Annotated in this window: 21 protein-coding genes and 1 pseudogene; 19 read left to right on the top strand and 3 right to left on the bottom strand. The window is 72.0% G+C overall.

The window, feature by feature from the left end:
* Positions 1–69: 69 nt before the first annotated feature.
* The 6 genes from AC0NZQ_RS18390 (at position 70) to AC0NZQ_RS18415 (ending at position 4386) form a co-directional block, all read left to right on the top strand.
* Complete coding sequence (locus tag AC0NZQ_RS18390; RefSeq protein ID WP_474531531.1) at positions 70–948, top strand: hypothetical protein; 879 nt, start codon at positions 70–72, stop codon at positions 946–948.
* Complete coding sequence (locus AC0NZQ_RS18395) at positions 945–1898, top strand: hypothetical protein (RefSeq protein WP_474531532.1); 954 nt, start codon at positions 945–947, stop codon at positions 1896–1898. Before AC0NZQ_RS18390 ends, AC0NZQ_RS18395 begins: the two co-directional genes overlap by 4 nt.
* 84 nt (positions 1899–1982) lie before the next feature.
* Positions 1983–2780: an enoyl-CoA hydratase/isomerase family protein gene (locus AC0NZQ_RS18400; RefSeq protein WP_474531533.1), complete on the top strand. Its 798-nt coding sequence runs from the start codon at positions 1983–1985 to the stop codon at positions 2778–2780.
* Complete coding sequence (locus AC0NZQ_RS18405; protein ID WP_474531534.1) at positions 2777–3472, top strand: HAD hydrolase-like protein; 696 nt, start codon at positions 2777–2779, stop codon at positions 3470–3472. Before AC0NZQ_RS18400 ends, AC0NZQ_RS18405 begins: the two co-directional genes overlap by 4 nt.
* Positions 3473–3481: 9 nt before the next feature.
* The gene (locus AC0NZQ_RS18410) at positions 3482–4045 is read left to right on the top strand and encodes a hypothetical protein (protein ID WP_474531535.1); all 564 of its coding nucleotides are present in this window, start codon (positions 3482–3484) and stop codon (positions 4043–4045) included.
* Positions 4046–4095: 50 nt separating this feature from the next.
* Complete coding sequence (locus AC0NZQ_RS18415) at positions 4096–4386, top strand: putative quinol monooxygenase (RefSeq protein WP_474531536.1); 291 nt, start codon at positions 4096–4098, stop codon at positions 4384–4386.
* A gap of 63 nt (positions 4387–4449) precedes the next feature.
* Here the strand turns inward: AC0NZQ_RS18415 and AC0NZQ_RS18420 are convergent, their stop codons facing one another.
* A complete protein-coding gene (locus AC0NZQ_RS18420) occupies positions 4450–4656 on the bottom strand; it encodes an RNA-binding S4 domain-containing protein (RefSeq protein ID WP_474531537.1) in 207 nt (68 codons plus the stop codon).
* Positions 4656–5795: a magnesium and cobalt transport protein CorA gene (locus tag AC0NZQ_RS18425; protein ID WP_474531538.1), complete on the bottom strand. Its 1140-nt coding sequence runs from the start codon at positions 5793–5795 to the stop codon at positions 4656–4658. Before AC0NZQ_RS18425 ends, AC0NZQ_RS18420 begins: the two co-directional genes overlap by 1 nt.
* Before the next feature lie 128 nt (positions 5796–5923).
* On the opposite strand from AC0NZQ_RS18425, the gene AC0NZQ_RS18430 reads away from it, so the two are divergent.
* The 10 genes and pseudogenes from AC0NZQ_RS18430 to AC0NZQ_RS18475 all read left to right on the top strand — a co-directional run bounded on the left by AC0NZQ_RS18430 (position 5924) and on the right by AC0NZQ_RS18475 (position 14322).
* Positions 5924–6427, top strand: coding sequence for a glutathione peroxidase (locus AC0NZQ_RS18430; protein ID WP_474531539.1), 504 nt, complete (start codon positions 5924–5926; stop codon positions 6425–6427).
* Positions 6428–6522: 95 nt separating this feature from the next.
* A pseudogene (locus AC0NZQ_RS18435) lies at positions 6523–6711 on the top strand (F420-dependent methylene-tetrahydromethanopterin reductase); the annotation flags it as partial.
* A 1-nt stretch (position 6712) separates the two neighbouring features.
* Positions 6713–7540 carry a DUF1206 domain-containing protein gene (locus AC0NZQ_RS18440; RefSeq protein WP_474531540.1) on the top strand — a complete coding sequence of 276 codons (828 nt, stop codon included), beginning with the start codon at positions 6713–6715 and terminating at the stop codon, positions 7538–7540.
* A 51-nt stretch (positions 7541–7591) separates the two neighbouring features.
* A complete protein-coding gene (locus AC0NZQ_RS18445; RefSeq protein ID WP_474531541.1) occupies positions 7592–7870 on the top strand; it encodes an MSMEG_0570 family nitrogen starvation response protein in 279 nt (92 codons plus the stop codon).
* 22 nt (positions 7871–7892) lie between these two features.
* Positions 7893–8765, top strand: a complete 873-nt coding sequence (locus AC0NZQ_RS18450) for an LLM class F420-dependent oxidoreductase (protein WP_474531542.1) — start codon at positions 7893–7895, stop codon at positions 8763–8765.
* Positions 8766–8863: 98 nt separating this feature from the next.
* A complete protein-coding gene (locus AC0NZQ_RS18455; RefSeq protein WP_474531543.1) occupies positions 8864–10135 on the top strand; it encodes a GAF domain-containing protein in 1272 nt (423 codons plus the stop codon).
* Between the two features lie 102 nt (positions 10136–10237).
* Complete coding sequence (gene adh / locus AC0NZQ_RS18460; protein ID WP_474531544.1) at positions 10238–11761, top strand: aldehyde dehydrogenase; 1524 nt, start codon at positions 10238–10240, stop codon at positions 11759–11761.
* Between the two features lie 88 nt (positions 11762–11849).
* Positions 11850–12218: a DUF779 domain-containing protein gene (locus AC0NZQ_RS18465; protein WP_474531545.1), complete on the top strand. Its 369-nt coding sequence runs from the start codon at positions 11850–11852 to the stop codon at positions 12216–12218.
* Between the two features lie 106 nt (positions 12219–12324).
* Complete coding sequence (locus AC0NZQ_RS18470; protein WP_474531546.1) at positions 12325–13680, top strand: Ig-like domain-containing protein; 1356 nt, start codon at positions 12325–12327, stop codon at positions 13678–13680.
* A gap of 3 nt (positions 13681–13683) precedes the next feature.
* Entirely contained in the window at positions 13684–14322 is a 639-nt protein-coding gene (locus AC0NZQ_RS18475) for an N-acetyltransferase (RefSeq protein ID WP_474531547.1), read from the top strand.
* 42 nt (positions 14323–14364) lie between these two features.
* Here the strand turns inward: AC0NZQ_RS18475 and AC0NZQ_RS18480 are convergent, their stop codons facing one another.
* On the bottom strand, positions 14365–15417 hold the full coding sequence (locus tag AC0NZQ_RS18480; RefSeq protein ID WP_474531548.1) for a peptidoglycan DD-metalloendopeptidase family protein: 1053 nt from the start codon (positions 15415–15417) through the stop codon (positions 14365–14367).
* 282 nt (positions 15418–15699) lie between these two features.
* Between AC0NZQ_RS18480 and AC0NZQ_RS18485 the strand changes: the two genes are divergently transcribed.
* From AC0NZQ_RS18485 to AC0NZQ_RS18495, 3 genes are all read left to right on the top strand, one after another.
* Positions 15700–16479 carry an electron transfer flavoprotein subunit beta/FixA family protein gene (locus AC0NZQ_RS18485; RefSeq protein WP_474531549.1) on the top strand — a complete coding sequence of 260 codons (780 nt, stop codon included), beginning with the start codon at positions 15700–15702 and terminating at the stop codon, positions 16477–16479.
* Positions 16480–16508: 29 nt separating this feature from the next.
* A complete protein-coding gene (locus AC0NZQ_RS18490) occupies positions 16509–17468 on the top strand; it encodes an electron transfer flavoprotein subunit alpha/FixB family protein (RefSeq protein WP_474531550.1) in 960 nt (319 codons plus the stop codon).
* A 100-nt stretch (positions 17469–17568) separates the two neighbouring features.
* Positions 17569–18963: an MFS transporter gene (locus AC0NZQ_RS18495; RefSeq protein WP_474531551.1), complete on the top strand. Its 1395-nt coding sequence runs from the start codon at positions 17569–17571 to the stop codon at positions 18961–18963.
* Positions 18964–18973 lie beyond the last annotated feature (10 nt).

The raw sequence follows: 18973 nt of genomic DNA on the forward strand, positions 1-18973 counted from the left end.
CACCGGGCCGTCGCCGGGACGGCACCGCTGCGTCGTGCTGCGCTACCGCCCGCCCGGGGAAGTGGACGCATGGGGCGAGGCAGCAAGCGGGTCGTGCTGCACGTCGGTGCGCACAAGACCGGGACGACGGTCTTCCAGCAGTACCTCGCCTCGCATCCGCAGACCCTGCGCCGGCACCGGGTCCGCTATGTCGGCCGCGCCCGGCTGACCCCGCTGATCGGGTGGGGCGAGCGGCTGGTGGCCGATCCCGCCGGGCTGCGGGCGGTGCTCGACGGCTTCGCCGGCAGCCGCCGGGACCGGGTGCTGCTGCTGTCGCACGAGAACATCTGCGGTGCGCCTTTCAGTGCCGACCGTCCGGGCCTGTACCCCGACGCCGCAGCACCGATCGCGGTGCTGCGCGGGCTGCTCGCGCCCTTCGACACCACGGTCCTGCTGACGGTGAGGCCGCCGGAGGAGTTGCTGGAGTCCTATTACCTGCAGCAGGTGAATCTCGGCAGCACTGCTGACTTCGGCTCCTGGCTCGCCGAGCGAGACCTGCACGAGCTGTCCTGGCGCCCCTACGTCGACGCGTTGCGCGCCGCCTTCGCGCGGGTCGTCGTCGCCGACTTCGGCGGCATCCGCGAGGGCGGCGCCGCCTACGTCGGTGGCTTGCTGGCGCGCTGCGGCGTGGCGCTGCCACGGGACGAGACGTGGGAGCGCAGCCACAACCCGAGCGTCTCCGAGCTGGGCCTGCGGCTGCTGCTGCGCGGCAACGAGCTGCTCGCCGGACCCGCGAACGCCTCGTCCCGTGCGGCCGTGCGCAGCTTCGTCCAGCGGCATTTCAGCAACGCCGACGGCGCCCGTCCGCAGCTGTTGGACGCCACCACCCGGACGATGCTGCGGGAACGGTACGGCGAGGAGTACCGCGAGCTGACCTCTGCTCGTGCGGCCATCGCGGTGTCGCCATGACGGCGCTGCTGGTCCTCGGCACCGGAGCGGGGCCGGTGGGGTTGCTGGGCGAGGCCCTGGGCGACCGGCTGCGCGATCAGCTCCGCCGGCATCGGACCGGCTTCCTCGCCCTGGCCGGGGTCGAGCGCTCCGGCGGCGACGTCGCGGCCGCCCTGTGCGACGAGCTCGCCGTGGTCCGCGCCATCTCGGGCCGCTGCGAGTCGGTCGTGGTGACGGCCGAGACGCCCGGGCTGCGAGACGTGGCCCATGTCGCCGCCGGTGCGGTGGAGCTGTTGCGCGCCGCGCTCGGCGAGGAGGTGAACCTCCGGCTCGTCGTGGAGCGGCAGGACCGCCTCGCCGAGTACGACCTGCTGGAGGCGATCCGGACCGGGCGGGAGCAGGCTTCGTTACCGGGCCCGGACCTCGGCGCCGAGGCTGCCGCGCTGACGGCGTTGCCCGGCGTGGCCAGGCTGACCGCGCGCCCCTACGAGCTGGTCGGCAGCGGGATCGCGACCTGGGTCGACGGCGTGCTCGGCGGTGTCGGACTGCGCGGCAGCCTCGACCTGCGGCCGCTGGTCCACGGTGACCCGCTCCGGGTCCACCGCACGACGACGCGCACCGGGCTCGCCGTGGGCCGGGCCCTCGCCGCCGAGCTCACCGACGCCAGTGACCTCGCGTTGCTGCACGACTTCGTGGTCACCTCCTTCGCCGCGGGAGCCGACGACCGGCTGCTCTCCGCCGCCGAACGGGCCGAGCTGGTCGCTGCCCACCGTGACGCCAACGCCGCGTTCTTCGCCGGGTACGCACCGGACCTGCCACCGCGCTCCTACGACGACGATGCCGCCACCGCCCTGCTCGCCCGCATCCCGGTCACGGTCCGGGTGCCACCGCCGGCCCCGCACGTCGTGCTGCGCCGCCGGGCGGGGAGTCTGCGGCGCGCGGTGCTGCATCGGGTGCGTGCCGGGGACTGACGGCGCGACGGCGACAGATGCCGGGTCGGGCCGCCGGCCGCGTCGCCGTAGGCTTCGCCACGGCAGCCGAGCGAGAGGACGAGCATGAGCGAGACGTTGGTGCAGGTCGAGGTCGGGGACGGCTCGGCGGACTCCCCGGCGGGGGTCGCCACGATCCGGCTGACCCGGCCACCCATGAACGCTCTGAACACCGAGCTGCAGGAGCAGCTGCGGGCGGCGGCGGTCCGGGTCTCGGACGACACGGACGTCCGGGCCGTGGTGATCTACGGCGGGGAGAAGGTCTTCGCGGCGGGCGCCGACGTCAAGGAGTTCGCCGGCCAGGACCACGCCCACATGATGCGTGACGCCCACCGGCTGACCTCCTCGCTGGATGCGCTGGCCCGCATCCCCAAGCCGGTCATCGCCGCCGTCACCGGTTACGCGCTCGGTGGTGGCTGCGAGCTGGCGCTCACCGCGGACTTCCGCGTCAGCGCCGACAACGCGAAGTGGGGTCAGCCGGAGATCCTGCTCGGCATCATCCCCGGCGCGGGCGGCACGCAGCGCCTGCCACGGCTGATCGGTCCGGCCAAGGCCAAGGACCTCATCTACACCGGCCGCTTCGTCGACGCCGCCGAGGCGCTGGAGATCGGACTGGTCGACGTGGTCGTGCCGAAGGCCGAGGTGTACGCCACCGCGCTGAAGATGGCGGCGAAGTTCGCGACGGGACCGGCGCTGGCCCTGGGTGCGGCGAAGCAGGCCATCGACGGCGGTCTCGACGGTGACCTGGCCTCCGGACTGCGTCTGGAGGCACACCTGTTCGCCTCCCTCTTCGCCACCGCGGACCGGACGACCGGCATGACTTCGTTCCTGGAGAACGGGCCGGGTAAGGCCACCTTCTCGTGACCCTTCCCGACCCGCCGGAGGTCGTGCTCTTCGACCTCGACGGCACGCTGTCGGACTCGGCGCCCGGCATCCTCGCCGCGCTGCGCCGGGCCTTCGCCGAGAATGGCGTGCCGCCACTGGACGCCGAGACCGAGCGTTCACTGCTGGGCCCGCCCTTCTACGAGTCGCTGCCGCCCCTGATCGGCGGCACCGAACGGCTGCCCGCGGTGCTGGCCGCCTACCGGCTGCACTACGGCGGCTCGAACGCGGCCCGGGAGCGGGGCACGATGTACGACACCCGGATCTTCCCCGGCGTCGGTCGCGTCGTCGCCGACGCTCACGCGGCGGGGATGCGGCTGGCCGTCGCGACGAGCAAGCCCGAGCCCTATGCCATCCCCATCGTCCGGCACCTGGGCATCGACCATCACTTCGAGACCATCGGCGGCGACGAGCTGGACGGCTCGCTGCCGACCAAGGCGCTGGTGATCGAGAAGGTGCTGACCCGGCTGGGCCATCCCGATCCGGCCACCGTGACCATGGTGGGCGACCGCATCCACGACGTGGTCGGCGCGCGTGGCCACGGCATCGCCACCGCCGCCGTCACCTGGGGCTACGCACCACCCGGCGAGCTGGAGTCCGCCGCCCCCGCCGCGACCTGTCGCAGCGCCGAGGAGCTCGCCGCCGTCCTGGGCCTGCCCGCGGCGACTCGTTAGGGTCGCGGTGTGAGCCTGCCCGAGTCCGTGCCCGCATCGGCGCCGTCGGGCCGCGGCGGCCCGCTCCGGGCCGACCGGCGCCCCGGCATCGCGGTCGCGCTGGTGGTGCTGGGCCTGCTGCTGTTCGTCGCCTTCAAGGTGGTCGGCAGCACCGAGGCACGCTCGTACACGGCGGGGTCCACGGCACCGGCACGGGTGGAGGTCACCGCCGGACGGACCTACGGCCTCGACCTGCCCGGCGGCGTCACGCAGGTGGCCCACGCCCTGGGCGACACCTCGTCGCTCTCCTGCGCGCTCACGCCGGCCGGTCAGGCCCGACGGCAGCTGGCGGTCTCACCGCTGGCCGCCGACACCCGGGCGCTGCACCAGATCGCCACCTTCGTCGCGCCGGTGACCGGCTCGGTCGCCGTGGACTGCGAGGGACTGCCGCAGGTCTTCGTCGACGACGCCGACGACGCGGGCACCGACTGGTCCGGCCTTTGCCTGCTGCTCGCCATCGGCTGCCTGGTCGTCGGACTGCCGCTGCTGCTCTCGGTGCTGCGACGCGGCGCCGCGCGTCCTGCACGGTCGTGAGTGCGATGCCGCCCGGAGAGCCGCGGGATGGGCGTGTTGCTGCGGTCCGGTTGTCCGGGACGCTCGTCTGCCGTGACGAGACCGAGGTGTCGGCGGTGCTGGACCATCTGCCGCGGCACCTGGCCCTGACCAGGGCGGAGCCGGGCTGCCTTCGCTTCGAGGTGGTCCGCCAGGGTGACCGGTCGACGTGGCGCGTCGAGGAGGTCTTCGTCGACGAGGCGGCCTTTCGCGCCCATCAGCAGCGAGTCGCGGGCAGTGAGTGGGGGCGGGCGACCGCAAGCATCGAGCGCCGCTACGCCGTCACCGGACTGGCCGGCAACGGCCGATCGGGCAACGGCTGATCGGGCGACGGCTGATCGGGCAACGGCTGATCGGGCGACGGCTGATCGGGCGACGGCAGATCGTCAGCCCACGCGGACGAGCCGACCGCCGACGCCGACGACGTCGCCTCGGCGGAGCTGCCTGCCGCGACGGGTCTCGGCCTCACCGTTCACCCCGACCATGCCGTCGGCGATGAGCTGCTTGGCGTCACCGCCGGCCTCGACGAGGTCGGCGAGCTTAAGGAACTGACCGAGGCGGATCGTCCCCTCGCGGATGGTGACCTCGTCCATCAGATCCAGCCGCGCTTCTTGAAGAGGATGTAGAGCACCACCGCCGCCAGCACCATGAGGCCGATGGCGAAGGGATAGCCCAGCAGCCAGTTCAGCTCCGGCATGCGCTTGAAGTTCATGCCGTAGATGGAGGCGATGGTCGTCGGGGCGAAACCGATGGCGGCCCAGGCGGAGATCTTCTTGACCTCGTCGTTCTGTGCGTTGCTGGTGCGCGAGAGCGAGGTCATCTCCTCGTTCTGCTTCTGGGCGACGAGGATGGAGTTGACCTGCAGGATGTCGCGCAGCAGCACCCGCAGCGAGTCGATCCGCTCGGTCACCTGCGTGACGTGGTCGGCGACGTCGCGCAGCGCGCGCCGCAGCTCCTCGTCGACGCCGTACTTGTCGAAGCCGGCCGCCAGGTTCTCCAGCATGACGGTCAGCGGGTGCGCCGCGCGCTGGAAGTCCACCACCTCGCGCGAGAGTTCGTAGATCCGGCGTGACACCCGCGGGTCACCGTCGAAGACCTGGGTCTCGATCTCGTCGACGTCGTTCTCGATGCCCTTGACCACGGGGATGTAGCCGTCGACGACGGCGTCGAGGATGGCGTAGAGGACGGCCTCGGTGCCCTTGGCGAGCAGGGCGGGGTCGTCCTCGAGCCGGTGGCGGACCACGGCGAGGTCCGGTGATTCGGCATGCCGCACGGTGATGACGAAGTCGCGGCCGAGGAAGACGTGCAGCTCACCGAACTCGACCTCCTCCAGGTCGTCGAGGTAGCGGGCCGCGCGCAGCACGACGAAGAGCGTCTCGCCGTAGCGCTCCAGCTTGGGACGCTGGTGGGCGGTGATGGCGTCCTCGACCGAGAGCGGGTGCAGGTCGAACTCGTCGGCCAGCGACGTCAGCGTCTCGACGTCCGGCCGGTAAAGGCCGATCCAGGCCATGCCGTCGCGGTGCTCGCGCAGTGCGGTGTAGGTGTCGGCCAGCGTGGCCGGCGAACATTCGCGCGATCCCGCGCAATACACGGCGCTGTCCACCACCGCCTGCGCCGAGAGCGGACGCGTCGTGTCATCGTCGATGCCGCCGTTCTCCGCGGGAGGGACCTCCGGAGCACGCCGGCGGCGCGGCAGGGCGACGCCGGGCAGCAGCGCGCGACGATCGGACATGGTGCCGACGATAGCCGTGACCGGTGAACGGCAGGGGGCTGCGTCGGGCCCGGCGGGGAACCCCGACCGCCACCGGGAACCCCGACCCGGACCGTGACCCGGGGCCGTCGCCGTGCCAGAGTGAAGCGGTGAGCATCCTCGACACCCCGCTCCAGCGTCTCGACGGCGCGGAGACCACCCTCGGCGCCTACGCCGACGGCCCCATGCTCGTCGTCAACGTCGCCTCCAAGTGTGGCCTGACGCCGCAGTACGAGGGGCTGCAGCAGCTGCAGGACCGCTACGGCCCCCGCGGCCTCACCGTGCTCGGCTTCCCCTGCAACCAGTTCATGGGGCAGGAGCCCGGGTCGTCGGAGGAGATCGCCCAGTTCTGTTCGACGAACTACTCGGTGACCTTCCCGATGTTCGCCAAGCTCGAGGTCAACGGCGACGAGCGGCACCCGCTCTACGCGACGCTGACCCAGACCCCGGACGGTTCGGGCGAGGCGGGCGACGTCCAGTGGAACTTCGAGAAGTTCCTGCTGGACGCCGACGGGACGGTGCTGGCGCGCTTCCGGCCGCGCACCGAGCCGACCGACCCCACCGTCACGACGGCGATCGAGACCGCGCTCGGCGACACCGCCCCCTCGGCCTGAGGTCGTCGCGGTGCGGTGCGCCGACAGGCCGACCGTCGAGGACTCCGTCGTCCGGTCGTGCCTTGGGTGACCTCGACAGTTGTGAGGGCGCCTTCGCCGTCCACACCGATGAGATGGTGCTCGCCACCACGCTGATCGGCACCGAGCCGCTGGTGCGTGACAGGCTCGTGGTGTGGCGCGACGCCGGTGTCGACACCGTCCGGCTCTACCCGGCCGGCGACACCACCGCCGCGAAACTCGAGACGCTCGGCCGCGCCATCGAACTCGCCCACGCGGTGGGCTGAGATGGCCATCGACCGCGACGGCGACGGCGATGTCCTCGACGACATCGAGGACGCGGCGAACAGCGATGTCGTCCACGGCCTGGCGCGGGCCGGACTCGTCGCCCGGGCACTGACGTACCTGCTCGTCGGCGTGCTCGCCGCCGGCCTGGCCTTCGGCGTCCGGAGCGGCTCGGCCGACCAGCGGGGGGCGATGCAGGAGCTGACGCGCCACACCGGCGGCGAGGTCCTGGTCTGGCTGGTCGCGCTCGGCCTCTTCGGATACGCGCTGTGGCGGGCCAAGGAGGCTGCCTTCGGGGTGGTCGGCGACGGTGACGGCGCCGGTCCGCGGCTCAAGTCCGCGGCGCGGGCGGTGATCTACACGGCGCTCGGCGTCAGCGCGGTCCAGGTGGCACTCGGCGCGCGGGGCAGCCAGTCGGAGCAGTTCCGGGACCTCAGCGCCGGTCTGCTGCGCCATCCGGCCGGGCAGTGGTTGGTCGGCGCGGTCGGGGTGGTCGTCGCCGGCTGCGGTCTCGTGTTGGTGCGCGAGGGCGTGGGCCGGGTCTTCGCCAAGTACTTCGCCACCGGCGCCATGACCGGGCGACAACGCAGGGTCGTCCACGTCCTGGGCGTGGTCGGGACCGTCGCCCGCGGCGCCGTCATCGCGCTGGCCGGCGTCCTCGTCGTCGTGGCCGCGATCCGCGCCGACCCGGAGCGGACCGGCGGACTGGATCGCGCCATGCGCGAGCTCGCGGCGACGACCGCCGGCTCGGTGCTGCTCGTCGGCGTCGCGGCGGGGCTCGTCGCCTTCGGCCTCTTCGGCTTCGCCGAGGCGCGGTGGCGCCGCACGTGACCCTCGGGCACTGTCATCGGCTCGCAACACGGAGGCTCTAGCGTTCGCCGGGTGCCCGAGATCGTGACCCGTCTGCGCTGGCCCGACGGCGCCGTCCAGCGCGTGTACAGCCCGTCGCTCGTCATCACCGATCACGTCGCGGCGGGGGAGAGCTACGCCGTGGCCGACCTGCTGGACCGCATGGGCCGGGCATTGCGCGAGGCCAGCGACCGGGTGCAGGCCTCCTACGGCTTCCCCTGTTCGCGGGCGGCCGCGGCGCTGGCCGACGTCGAGCGGCGCGCGGCCGAGGTGCCGGCCGGGACGGTGCTGGTCGAGGCCTTCGAACGTTGACGGCCGGGGCTACGTTCGAGGTATGGAGCTCGGATACCACCTCGCCAACCTCACCTACCCGAACGGACCCGCGGCGCTGCGCGACGACCTCGCCGACATGGCGCAGGCCATCGAGGCCGCCGGATTCAGCAAGCTCAGCGTCATGGACCACGTCTGGCAGATCGGTCCGGTCGGACCGGTCGACGACGACATGCTCGAGGCGTATACCACCCTCGGCTTCCTCGCGGCCAAGACCGAGAAGATCGACCTGCTCGCCTGGGTGACGGCCGTCGTCTACCGCGCTCCGGGCCTGCTCGCCAAGATGGTGACGACCCTGGACGTGCTCTCGAACGGACGTGCCTGGCTCGGCATCGGCGCGGCCTGGAACGAGGAGGAGTCCCGCGGCCTCGGCCTCTTCTTTCCCGGCACCAAGGAGCGCTTCGAGCGGCTCGAGGAGGCGCTGCAGATCTGCTTGCAGATGTGGTCGGACTCTGACGCGCCGTACCGCGGCACGCACTACACGTTGGAGCGGACGCTGAACGTGCCGCAGTCGATCCGCCGGCCGCACCCGCCCATCCTCATCGGCGGCAGCGGCGAGAAGAAGACGCTGCGGATGGTGGCGCAGTACGCCCAGGCCTGCAACCTCTTCGACGGCCCCGAGATCGCCCACAAGCTGGACGTGCTGAAGCGGCACTGCGACGACCTCGGCCGCGACTACGACGCCATCGAGAAGACGGTCATCAGCAACCTCGACCCCGGCCGTCAGGGGGAGAAGGCCGACGAGGTGCTCGCGCATCTGCGCGAGCTCGCCGCGCTCGGCATCCAGCACGTCCACACCCGCGCGCCGGAGCAGGACGAGCGCCCCTACGTCGACGTCTACGCCGAGCGCATCATCCCCGCCGCCCGGGAGTTCTGACCGCGACGCGCTGCGGCCACCCGCCTCCGTGGCGGGTGGCCGTCCGGCGGCTGGCGGAGCCACGTTGCAGCGTTGTTGCAGCGTCGCCGGGCTACCCTGTGGCCATCGTCACTCTGTCGCCGCCCCGGGACGCGGACGCCGTCCGCGCGCTGCGGCGTGCGCACGAGCAGTTCCTGAACTCCGGGGCCGCGGCCGGCGTCCGGGATCTGGTGGCGGAGTCCTGGCGACGCAGCGCGGCCGCCGGGGTGGACGCCGACGAGTCCGGAGCGGCCGTGGTGGCGGCGGCCGACGAGCTGGCGAGCTATCGGGACGCACACCCGCTCGCGCGCATCTTCCCGCTGCTCTACGACGTGCTCGGCCGTGCCGCCGAGGAATGCGACGCCGTGATGGCCGTCGGCGACGCCCACGGCCAGCTGCTCTGGGTCTGTGGCCGGCCGCAGCTGCTGGACCGGGCCGGCGAGATCAACTTCGTCGAGGGCTCCCGCTGGGACGAGAACACTGCCGGCACGAACGCCCCCGGCACCGCGCTCGAGCTCGACGCCCCGGTGCAGATCCTCGCCGCCGAGCACTTCGCCCGTCCCGTGCAGCCGTGGACCTGCGCCGCGGCGCCCATCCACGATCCCGTCAGCCAGGCGATCCTCGGCATCGTCGACATCACCGGTGGGGAGGACGTCGCCTCGCCGCAGACCCTCGCCATGGTCCGCGCGGCGGCCCGGATGGCCGAGGCCGAGCTCGGCCGGCTGGTGGTCCAGTCGTCGTCCCCGCGACTCTGGACACCCCGCGCGGGTCCCACCATCGCCGGCCTCGGCCGGCCCGACTGCCTGCTGGAGACCGGTGGCCGGACGGTCCGCCTCAGCCCGCGGCACAGCGAGATCCTCGTCATCCTCAGCGGCCGTCCGGACGGCATGAGCGGCGACCAGCTCGCCGTCGAGCTCTACGCCGAGGACGTCAGCGCCTCGACGATGCGGGCCGAGCTGACCCGGCTGCGCTCGCTGCTCGGCGACGACCTCGTCGCCTCCCGGCCCTACCGGATCGTGGGCGAGCTGGACTGTGACTGGCTCGCCGTCGAGCGTGCCGTGGAGGCGGGCCGGCCGGGCGAGGCGCTGCGCCGCTACCGCGGTCCGCTGCTGCCGCAGTCGGAGGCACCCGGTGTCGTGGAGCGGCGCAGGCAGCTCGAACGGCGGCTGCGGGCCGCCGTCCTCGCCTCCGACGAGGTGGACCTGCTCGCCACCTGGACGCGGTCACGCTGGGGTGCTGACGACCGGGACGTCTGGCAGCGCCAGCTCGAACTCGCCCCGGCCGGCTCCCCGCTGCACACCATCGCCGGCTGCGAGGTCAGCCGCCTGGATCGCGAGTTCGGCCTCGGCTGAGGCTGCCCGGTGAATCGTGCAGCGTGGCTGCAGCGTCGGACGTCCTAGCGTCGCCCCGCACGCCGCAGTGGCGCGCATCACCTCCGTGAGGAAGGGCCGACCATGGCAGTACACGCAGCACCGGGCAGCGCCGACAGCCCCGTCGCGGTCCAGAGCCGCTACGACAACTTCATCGGTGGCGAGTGGACGGCGCCGAGCAAGGGCGAGTACTTCGAGAACATCACCCCCGTCACCGGGCAGGCGTTCACCGAGATCGCGCGCAGCACGGCCGAGGACGTCGAGCTCGCCCTGGACGCCGCGCACGGCGCGAAGCGGGCCTGGGGCCGGACGTCGGTGGCCGAGCGGGCCAACGTCCTGAACAGGATCGCCGACCGGATCGAGCAGCACCTGCCGGAGCTGGCGCTGGCCGAGACGTGGGAGAACGGCAAGCCGATCCGCGAGACGCTGGCCGCGGACCTGCCGCTGGCCGTGGACCACTTCCGCTACTTCGCCGGCGCGATCCGGGCGCAGGAGGGCGGCATCAGCGAGATCGACGCCGACACCGTCGCGTATCACCTGCACGAGCCGCTCGGTGTCGTCGGGCAGATCATCCCGTGGAACTTCCCGATCCTCATGGGCGTCTGGAAGCTCGCGCCCGCGCTGGCCGCCGGCAACTGCGTCGTGATCAAGCCCGCCGAGCAGACGCCCTGGTCGATCCTCAAGATGATCGAGCTCATCGCCGACCTGCTCCCGCCGGGCGTGGTCAACGTCGTCAACGGCTTCGGTGTCGAGGCGGGCAAGCCGCTGGCGTCGTCCAGCCGCATCGCCAAGATCGCCTTCACCGGCGAGACCACGACCGGTCGGCTGATCATGCAGTACGCCTCGCAGAACCTGATCCCGGTCACGTTGGAGCTCGGCGGCAAGAGCCCCAACGTCTTCTTCGCCGACGTCGCCGCCGCGAAGGACGCCTTCTACGACAAGGCCCTGGAAGGTTTTGCGATGTTCGCGCTCAATCAGGGCGAGGTCTGCACCTGCCCGTCGCGCGCGCTGGTGCAGGAGTCCATCTACGACGACTTCATGCACGACGCCATCGCGCGGGTGAAGAAGATCAAGCAGGGCAACCCGCTCGACGAGGCCACCATGATCGGCGCGCAGGCCTCGAACGACCAGCTCGAGAAGATCCTCTCCTACCTCGACATCGGCCGGCAGGAGGGCGCGAAGGTCCTCACCGGCGGTCACCGCACCACGCTCGACGGTGATCTCGCCGGCGGTTACTACGTCGAGCCCACCGTCTTCGAGGGCGACAACTCGATGCGGATCTTCCAGGAGGAGATCTTCGGTCCGGTGCTGTCGGTGACGACGTTCTCCGACGAGGAGGAGGCCCTCGCCATCGCCAACGACACCCTCTACGGTCTCGGCGCCGGGGTCTGGTCCCGCGACGGCGCCCGCGCCTACCGGGCCGGCCGTGAGATCCAGGCCGGCCGCGTCTGGACGAACACCTATCACCAGTACCCGGCGCACGCCGCCTTCGGCGGTTACAAGCAGTCCGGTGTCGGCCGCGAGAACCACAAGATGATGCTCGACCACTACCAGCAGACGAAGAACCTGCTCGTCAGCTACGCGCCGGGCGCCCTCGGCTTCTTCTAGGCACCGCTTCTTCCAAGTTCCGGTTTTGGCGGCCTGACTTGGTATCCCAAGTCAGACCGCCAAAACCGCTCGGGGCGGGAGGAGAACCATGACCCGACACGTGGACGTGAACGACCCGGCGGCCGAACTGCTGCGTCGCCTCACCGCCCGCCACGGCGACCTGATGTTCCATCAGTCCGGCGGTTGCTGCGACGGGTCGTCGCCGATGTGCTTCCCCGACGGGGACTTCCTGCTCAGCGACGGCGACGTCCACCTGGGCGACCTGGAGATCGGCCTGGAGCGCGCGGTCCCGGTGTACATGTCGGCCTCCCAGTTCGAGTACTGGAAGCACACCCACCTCACCATCGACGTGGTGCCGGGACGCGGCGCAGGCTTCTCGGTCGAGGCGCCCGAGGGCGTGCGTTTCCTGATCCGGTCGCGGCTGCTCACCGACGGCGAGGTGTCAACGGCCGGTTGACCGCGCGACGGGGCGAAGGTCCCTTGTCCGGCCGGCCTTGTGCCGACAGCATGAGCCCGGGCCGGTCACGGGGGTCGGCCCGGGTGCAGAACAGAGGAACACACGCGTGACGCAGCAGGGCCCGGACCAGACCACCACCGGACGGGCCGCCCGCGGCGCCGTCCTCACTGCCGCCGGCCTCGCCGGCGCCGCCTCCTTCGTGGCCCTCGCCACGCCGGCGCACGCCGTCCCGACCGCTCCCGCGGCGCACCGACCGGCCGCGCCCGACGGCGAGCAGAGCAGCTCCGCGCCGCGCCGCCAGGCCGCGATCACCCCGGTCTACGGCAAGCAGAAGTACCGGGTGGGGGTGCGGGGCAAGGCCGGCGACTACTTCCCGCCCGGCACGTCGACCGCCGGGACCACGTTCCGCGTCACCGAGACGCCGCAGGAGGGGCAGCCGACGAGCTTCGACTGCTCCTCGGTCGCCAACACCGGTGACGCCGCGAAGGAGGTGACCCTCGCTACCTTCTGCCCCGGCGAGAACGAGGACCTGGTGCGCCAGACCCGGCGCCAGCTGAAGGCAGTGAACGAGCCCACCGACGGCAATGCGAGCAACAGCTACGTGGCGCCGGCGGGGGCGACCATCACCGTCACGCAGCAGACCGTGCGCAAGGGCCTGGTCATCGACTCCTCGACCGCCACGCTGCCGCCGTGCGAGGTGGACGCGGACAGCTTCGACAACTGGTGCGGTGTCTCGCTGAGTGAGGGCGACTTCGACACCACCGCGACCTCGACCGACCTCGTCTTCGAGGACGCCGGCATCCCCCCGGTGGCGAAGGACGACCAGGCGACGACCCGGCAGGACACCGCCGTCACCATCGACATCCAGGGCAACGACGACTCGAAGGCGCCGATCACCGGCGTCGAGATCAGCACCGAGCCGGGCCACGGCACCGCCGCGCTCGGCATCACCGACGACGACCCGGTCACCGGGCCGAGCACCGGGCCGAGCAGCGGGTCGAGCAGCGGGTCGAGCAGTGGGACGAGCAGCGCGCCAGCCACCACCGACGTGCCGTCACCGGTGCTGAGCCTGCCCTCGCTGCCGCTCAGTGCGCAGTCCCGCCACCTCGCCGGCGCCCGCACGCTCGCCGGTGTCGGCTCGTACCAGGCGATCTACACGCCGGCCGACGGCTTCGTCGGCACGGACCACTTCAGCTACACGATCACCACGAAGAACGGCACCGCCACCGCGGAGGTGACCGTCCGCGTCAGCGCTGTGGCGTCCGGGTCGTCGGCCTCGGCCTCGGCGTCGGCCAGCCGCAGTGTCGACGCGAGCACGGACCGCCGGGACCCCCGCGACCCCATCGCACAGACCGGCACGGACTCCGGTGAGCTGCTGACCTACGGCCTCGGGCTGGTCGTCGCGGGCGGCGCCGCCGTCGCCCTCGGCACCCGCCGCCGTCGTGGGCGGCACGCCCGCTGAGGCATGGCCTCGGCCTTCTGGCTCGCCGTCGTCGATCGCGGCGACGGCGAGCATGGCGAGTGCGACGCCGCGACGCAGGTGCTGGTCGTCGCGTCGCCCCGTCATCCCGACGGCGCCCGGGTCGCGCTGAGCGCGGCCGAGGCGGACCGGCTGGAGGGCGTCATCGCCTCGGCGGACAGCCGCGACGGCACGGTGGTGCGGCTCCAGGTCCGTCCCGCGCTGGCGTCGAAGGCGCCGCCGCTGTGGTTCGCCGAGGTCCGCGAGAACAGCGCGCGGCCGCCGGCGGTGAACCTCGTGGCCTTCGCGGCCACGGGGACGGTCGCCGCCGGCTCACTGCTCGCCGAGGTCGACGTCCCCGCTGACGTCGCGTCGGCCGATCAGCTCGGCGCGGTGCGCTGGTACCCGACCTCAGGTGAGGTCGACCAGGTCTACGTGCGCCCCGACCTGCGTCGTCGCTCCGTCGGCACCGTGCTGCTGGTGGCGGCCGGTGTCCTCAGCCGTGCCCGCGACTGGCCGCGACTCTGGGGAGACGGCCAGCGCACCGAGCTGGGGGAGGCGTGGCGCAACCGGGCGCTATGGCGTGACCGCGCGCACGACCTCACCCACACCGCGCCCCCGATGACGCCGGGAGACGGCGACTGAGACGACGGCGACGGCGACGGCGATCGAGACGGCGATCGAGGCTCAGCGCTTGGTCTTGATGGAGATCCACCGCGACCCGATGCTCCAGCCCTCGGAGTTGTGGAAGAAGACCCGGACCTTGTGCAGCCGGTTCTTGGTGAGGCCGGTGACCAGCGACGTCGTGCTCGACGGCGAGGGCGAGACCCACCGCGAGTTCCGTGGCAGGTCGAAGTAGCCGCCCCGCGACGGGTGCCACTCCGGGATCTCGATCTTGATGCCGTTGACGTGGGCCGACGCCGGCGGGCGAGTCCAGCTCACCCGCAGCTTGCCGGAGCCGGCTGTCACGCGCACCGCCGGCCGCGAGGGGGTGGCGGGGGCGGTGCGGGGCATGCAGCGGTCGGAGGCAGCGGGGATGACCGTGCCCTGCCGCACGTCCTCCCACCGCGACGCCCGCGAGAACGCCGTCGGCCAGGTCTGGGCCGCGCCGGTGGTGGCCGAGCAGGCGCGCAGCGTCCTGAACTCGTAGCCGTGCGACGTCTTGAGCCCGTTGCGCTGCAGGCTGAAGTTGACGTAGCTGATGTGGCAGTTCTTGCGCTTGCCGGTCGTGCCGACGACGCCGATCTGCTGGCCGGCCGCGACGTACTGGCCGGCCTTGACGGTGATCTTGGACAGGTGGCCGTAGCGCGAGAGCACCCCGGCGCCGTGGTCGATCCAGATCCAGGTGCCGTAGGAGTCGGTGGTGCCGCAGCGCGCGCCGTTGGCGTCGCCGATGTGAACGACGCCGGCGGCCATCGAGTAGACCCCGGCGCGGGAGATGGCGCGACCCTGACCGTTCGGGACGACGTCCATCATCCAGTACTTGTGCGGGGTGGCGCAGCCGGGATTGCGCTGGAAGCAGTCCATGTTCACCGAGACCCGCATCGGCCACCAGACGGGGCCGGAGTAGGGGTGCGACTTCGAGACCGGGGCCAGCGCCTCCGCGCGGGGGGCATGCCACGCGGCGACCCCACTGAGGCCGGCGGCCAGCAGCAGGGCCACGACCAGGAGCAGCAGCGGGCGGCGGGCGCGCCCCGCCCCGGTGAGGGCAGGGGCGACGGCAACGGGGGTGACAGGCACGGGGGAACTCCGACGGCTGGGGGGCGGGGGGAAGCCGGGTTACCTGCGAGTGTCATAAAAGTTCTGTGAGATGACAAGGGGCTCGGACGGTCGTTTTCGTCCGGTGTCACCCGGGTGCCGTGTGAGAATCAGTGTCCGAGAGCACCGTCATATTGCTACTCGTCAGTAACCTGGGCAGAGTGTTACGAGAACATCTCGTTTCCGGCCTGTAACGCAGGCGGTGCGAACACGGCCCGCGGCGGCTGCCGCCGGGACCCTCGAACGGAAGAGGTCAACTAGCGCATGAACATCGTGGTGCTGGTCAAGCAGGTGCCCGACACCGAAGGCGACCGCAAGCTCGATTCGTCCGACAACACCGTCGACCGCAACGCGGTCGACCCGGTGATCAACTACATCGATGAGTTCGCCATCGAGGAGGGGCTCCTGCTGAAGGAGAAGCACGGCGGCGAGGTCACCATCCTCACCGTCGGCCCCGAGCGGGCGACCGAGTCGATCCGCAAGGCGCTCTCGATGGGTGCGGACAAGGCAGTCCACGTCCAGGACGAGGCCATCCACGGCTCGGACGCCGTGGCGACCGCCAAGGTCATCGCCGCGGCGCTCGGCTCCCTCGAGTACGACGTCGCCATCGCCGGCTCCGAGGCCACCGACGCCCGTGGCGCGGTCGTCCCGGCCATCCTCTCCGAGCTGCTCGGCACGCCGCAGCTCACGGGTGCCCGCAAGGTCGAGATCGACGGCTCGACGATCACCATCGAGCGCGTCACCGACACCGGGTACGAGAAGGTCCAGGGTGAGGGCCCGGCCGTGGTCAGCGTGGTCGAGAAGATCAACGACCCGCGCTACCCGTCCTTCAAGGGCATCATGGCCGCCAAGAGCAAGCCGATCGAGGTCAAGTCGCTCGGTGACCTCGGCGTCGACGCCGGTGCGGTCGGCCTGGCCAACAGCTGGACGGAGGTCGTCTCCTTCGAGAACGCCCCGCCTCGCGAGGCCGGCCAGACCGTCAAGGACGAGGGTGACGGCGGCAGCAAGATCGCCGACTTCCTCGCCGGCAAGAAGCTGATCTGACCGAGCTCGAGACCGAAGGAGAAACGAACATGGCTGAGGTACTCGTCCTCGTCGACTCGCTCGACGGCAAGGTCAAGAAGCCCACGCTCGAACTGCTCACCGCCGCGCGCCAGCTCGGTGAGCCCAGCGCCGTCGTCGTCGGTGCCCCCGGCACCGCCGGTGCCCTGAAGGACCAGCTCGCCGAGTTCGGCGCGGCCAAGGTCTACGTCGCCGAGAGCGACGACATCGCCGGCTACTCGGTGGCCCCGAAGGCCGAGGCGCTCGCCGCCGTGGCCGGGCAGGCCTCGCCCGCGGCGATCCTGCTCTCCTCGACCGGTGAGAACAAGGAGATCGCGGCGCGGCTGGCCGTCAAGCTCGAGTCCGGCCTGCTCTACGACGCCGTCGGCCTCGAGGCCGACGGCACTGCCTCGCAGCAGATCTTCGGTGCCGCCATCGAGGTGAAGGCCAAGGTCAGCAAGGGCACGCCCATCCTCACGATCCGGCCGAACTCGTTCGCGCCCGAGCCGAGCACCGGTGCGGCCGAGGAGGTCGCCGTCTCGGTCGAGGTCTCCGACACCGCGAAGAAGGCCAAGATCGTCGACACCGTCGTCGAGGAGAAGGGCTCGCGCCCGCAGCTCTCCGACGCCTCCGTCGTCGTCTCCGGCGGTCGGGGCATCGGCAAGGCCGACAACTTCGAGATCGTGGAGAAGCTCGCCGACTCGCTCGGTGCGGCCGTCGGTGCCTCGCGCGCCGTCGTGGACGCCGGCTGGGTGCCCCACAACATGCAGGTGGGTCAGACCGGTGTCACGGTCTCGCCGCAGCTGTACGTCGCCGTCGGCATCTCCGGCGCGATCCAGCACCGCGCCGGCATGCAGACGTCCAAGACGATCGTGGCCATCAACAAGGACCCCGAGGCCCCGATCTTCGAGATCGCCGACTTCGGCGTCGTCGGCGACCTCTTCGCCGTGGCGCCGCAGCTGACCGACGAGATCACCAAGCGCAAGAGCTGACATCGCTCGCTCGCACCGGGCCGGTCACCTTCGGGTGACCGGCCCGGCTGCGTTACTGCCCCCGTGACGTCGACTGCCGGGGGCGTTGCATGCTGGGGACGTGGCATCCCCGACGTCGATCTTCAGCCCCCCGGTTCGCGGCACCAGCGTCGGCATCCTCATCGTCATCACGCTGGTCGCCTTCGAGGCCATGGCGGTCAACACCGCCATGCCGACGGCTGCGCGGGCCCTGGACGGACTCGGCGCCTACGGCTGGGCCTTCACCGGCTTCCTCGTCGCCAACGTCGTCGGCATGGTGGCCGCCGGCCAGGCCAGTGACCGGCACGGGGCCGGCCGACCGCTGCTCGCCGGGCTGGCGGCCTTCACGCTCGGGCTGCTGGTCGGCGGCACCGCGACGACGATGTCGCAGCTCGTCGCCGGCCGGGTGGTGCAGGGCCTCGGTGCCGGACTGATCATCACCGCCATCTACGTCATCATCGGACAGGCCTACCGCGACGACCTGCGCCCGAAGCTCTTCGCCGGTATCTCCTCTGCGTGGGTCGTCCCCGGCCTGATCGGACCGCCGCTGTCGGGGCTCGTCGCCGAGCATGTGAGCTGGCGGTTGGTCTTCCTGGGGCTGGCGCCCCTCGTGCTCCTCGGCGGGGTCCTGCTGCTGCCGGTGGCCCGCAGCGCCGTCCGTCCGGTCGCGGCACCGCCCGCCGACCGCACCCGACTGCTGCGAGCCCTCGCGGTCGCCGCCGGTGTCGCCGCCATCGCCTCGGCCGGGCAGCACCCGTCGTGGCCGAATCTGGCGGTGGCGCTGCTCGGCGCAGCGGCCTTCGTCTGGGGGCTGCGCCGGCTGCTGCCGGCCGGCACGGTCCGGGTGCGGCCGGGTGTCGCGGCCCCGGTGGCGCTGCGCGGCCTCTTCGCCGGCGCCTTCTTCGGGATGGAGGCGGTGGTCCCGCTCGCGCTGAGCGTGCAGCACGGTTACGGGCCGTTCGAGGCGGGTCTGCCGCTGACCGTCACCGGCATCACCTGGTTCCTCGGCTCGTGGTGGCAGGGGCGGGCGGTCGCCGAGGACGGCACCGCGCGCCGCGTCCGGCTGATGCAGCTCGGCTTCGGCCTCGTCGTCGTCTCCGCGCTCGGCATGGCCGTCGCCGTCCTGCCGGGCACGCCGGGGTGGCTCGCCTACCCGCTCTGGGGCCTGGGCGGCTTCGGCGCCGGCCTCACCATGGCCTCGATCGGTGTGCTGCTGCTGCGCTACACCAGCGACGAGACTCGCGGCAACGACTCGGCGGCCCTGCAGCTGGCCGACGGCACCAGCGCCGCCGTCACCACCGCCGTCGGCGGCATGCTGGTCGCCGCGGCGACCCGTGGATCGCTGCCCGAGACCACGGCCTTCGTCATCGTCTTCGCGGCAATGGGCCTCGTTGCTGTCACCGGCGCCCTCACCGCGCACCGGGCGCGGCCGGTCGCGGCACCGCTCGCGCCACCGCCGGTCTCGCTGGCGTCCTAGACTCGACGCC

The organism is Jatrophihabitans sp. sgz311053 (assembly GCF_056135305.1).

What these genes read in the sequence shown, in the direction of transcription:
- AC0NZQ_RS18475 (WP_474531547.1), top strand. Translation starts at nt 13,684, where the DNA reads ATGGCCTCGGCCTTCTGGCTCGCCGTCGTCGATCGCGGCGACGGCGAG.
- AC0NZQ_RS18450 (WP_474531542.1), top strand. Translation starts at nt 7,893, where the DNA reads ATGGAGCTCGGATACCACCTCGCCAACCTCACCTACCCGAACGGACCC.
- AC0NZQ_RS18400 (WP_474531533.1), top strand. Translation starts at nt 1,983, where the DNA reads ATGAGCGAGACGTTGGTGCAGGTCGAGGTCGGGGACGGCTCGGCGGAC.
- AC0NZQ_RS18390 (WP_474531531.1), top strand. Translation starts at nt 70, where the DNA reads ATGGGGCGAGGCAGCAAGCGGGTCGTGCTGCACGTCGGTGCGCACAAG.
- adh (WP_474531544.1), top strand. Translation starts at nt 10,238, where the DNA reads ATGGCAGTACACGCAGCACCGGGCAGCGCCGACAGCCCCGTCGCGGTC.
- AC0NZQ_RS18485 (WP_474531549.1), top strand. Translation starts at nt 15,700, where the DNA reads ATGAACATCGTGGTGCTGGTCAAGCAGGTGCCCGACACCGAAGGCGAC.
- AC0NZQ_RS18420 (WP_474531537.1), bottom strand. Translation starts at nt 4,656, where the DNA reads ATGGACGAGGTCACCATCCGCGAGGGGACGATCCGCCTCGGTCAGTTC.
- AC0NZQ_RS18425 (WP_474531538.1), bottom strand. Translation starts at nt 5,795, where the DNA reads ATGTCCGATCGTCGCGCGCTGCTGCCCGGCGTCGCCCTGCCGCGCCGC.
- AC0NZQ_RS18490 (WP_474531550.1), top strand. Translation starts at nt 16,509, where the DNA reads ATGGCTGAGGTACTCGTCCTCGTCGACTCGCTCGACGGCAAGGTCAAG.
- AC0NZQ_RS18395 (WP_474531532.1), top strand. Translation starts at nt 945, where the DNA reads ATGACGGCGCTGCTGGTCCTCGGCACCGGAGCGGGGCCGGTGGGGTTG.
- AC0NZQ_RS18440 (WP_474531540.1), top strand. Translation starts at nt 6,713, where the DNA reads ATGGCCATCGACCGCGACGGCGACGGCGATGTCCTCGACGACATCGAG.
- AC0NZQ_RS18465 (WP_474531545.1), top strand. Translation starts at nt 11,850, where the DNA reads ATGACCCGACACGTGGACGTGAACGACCCGGCGGCCGAACTGCTGCGT.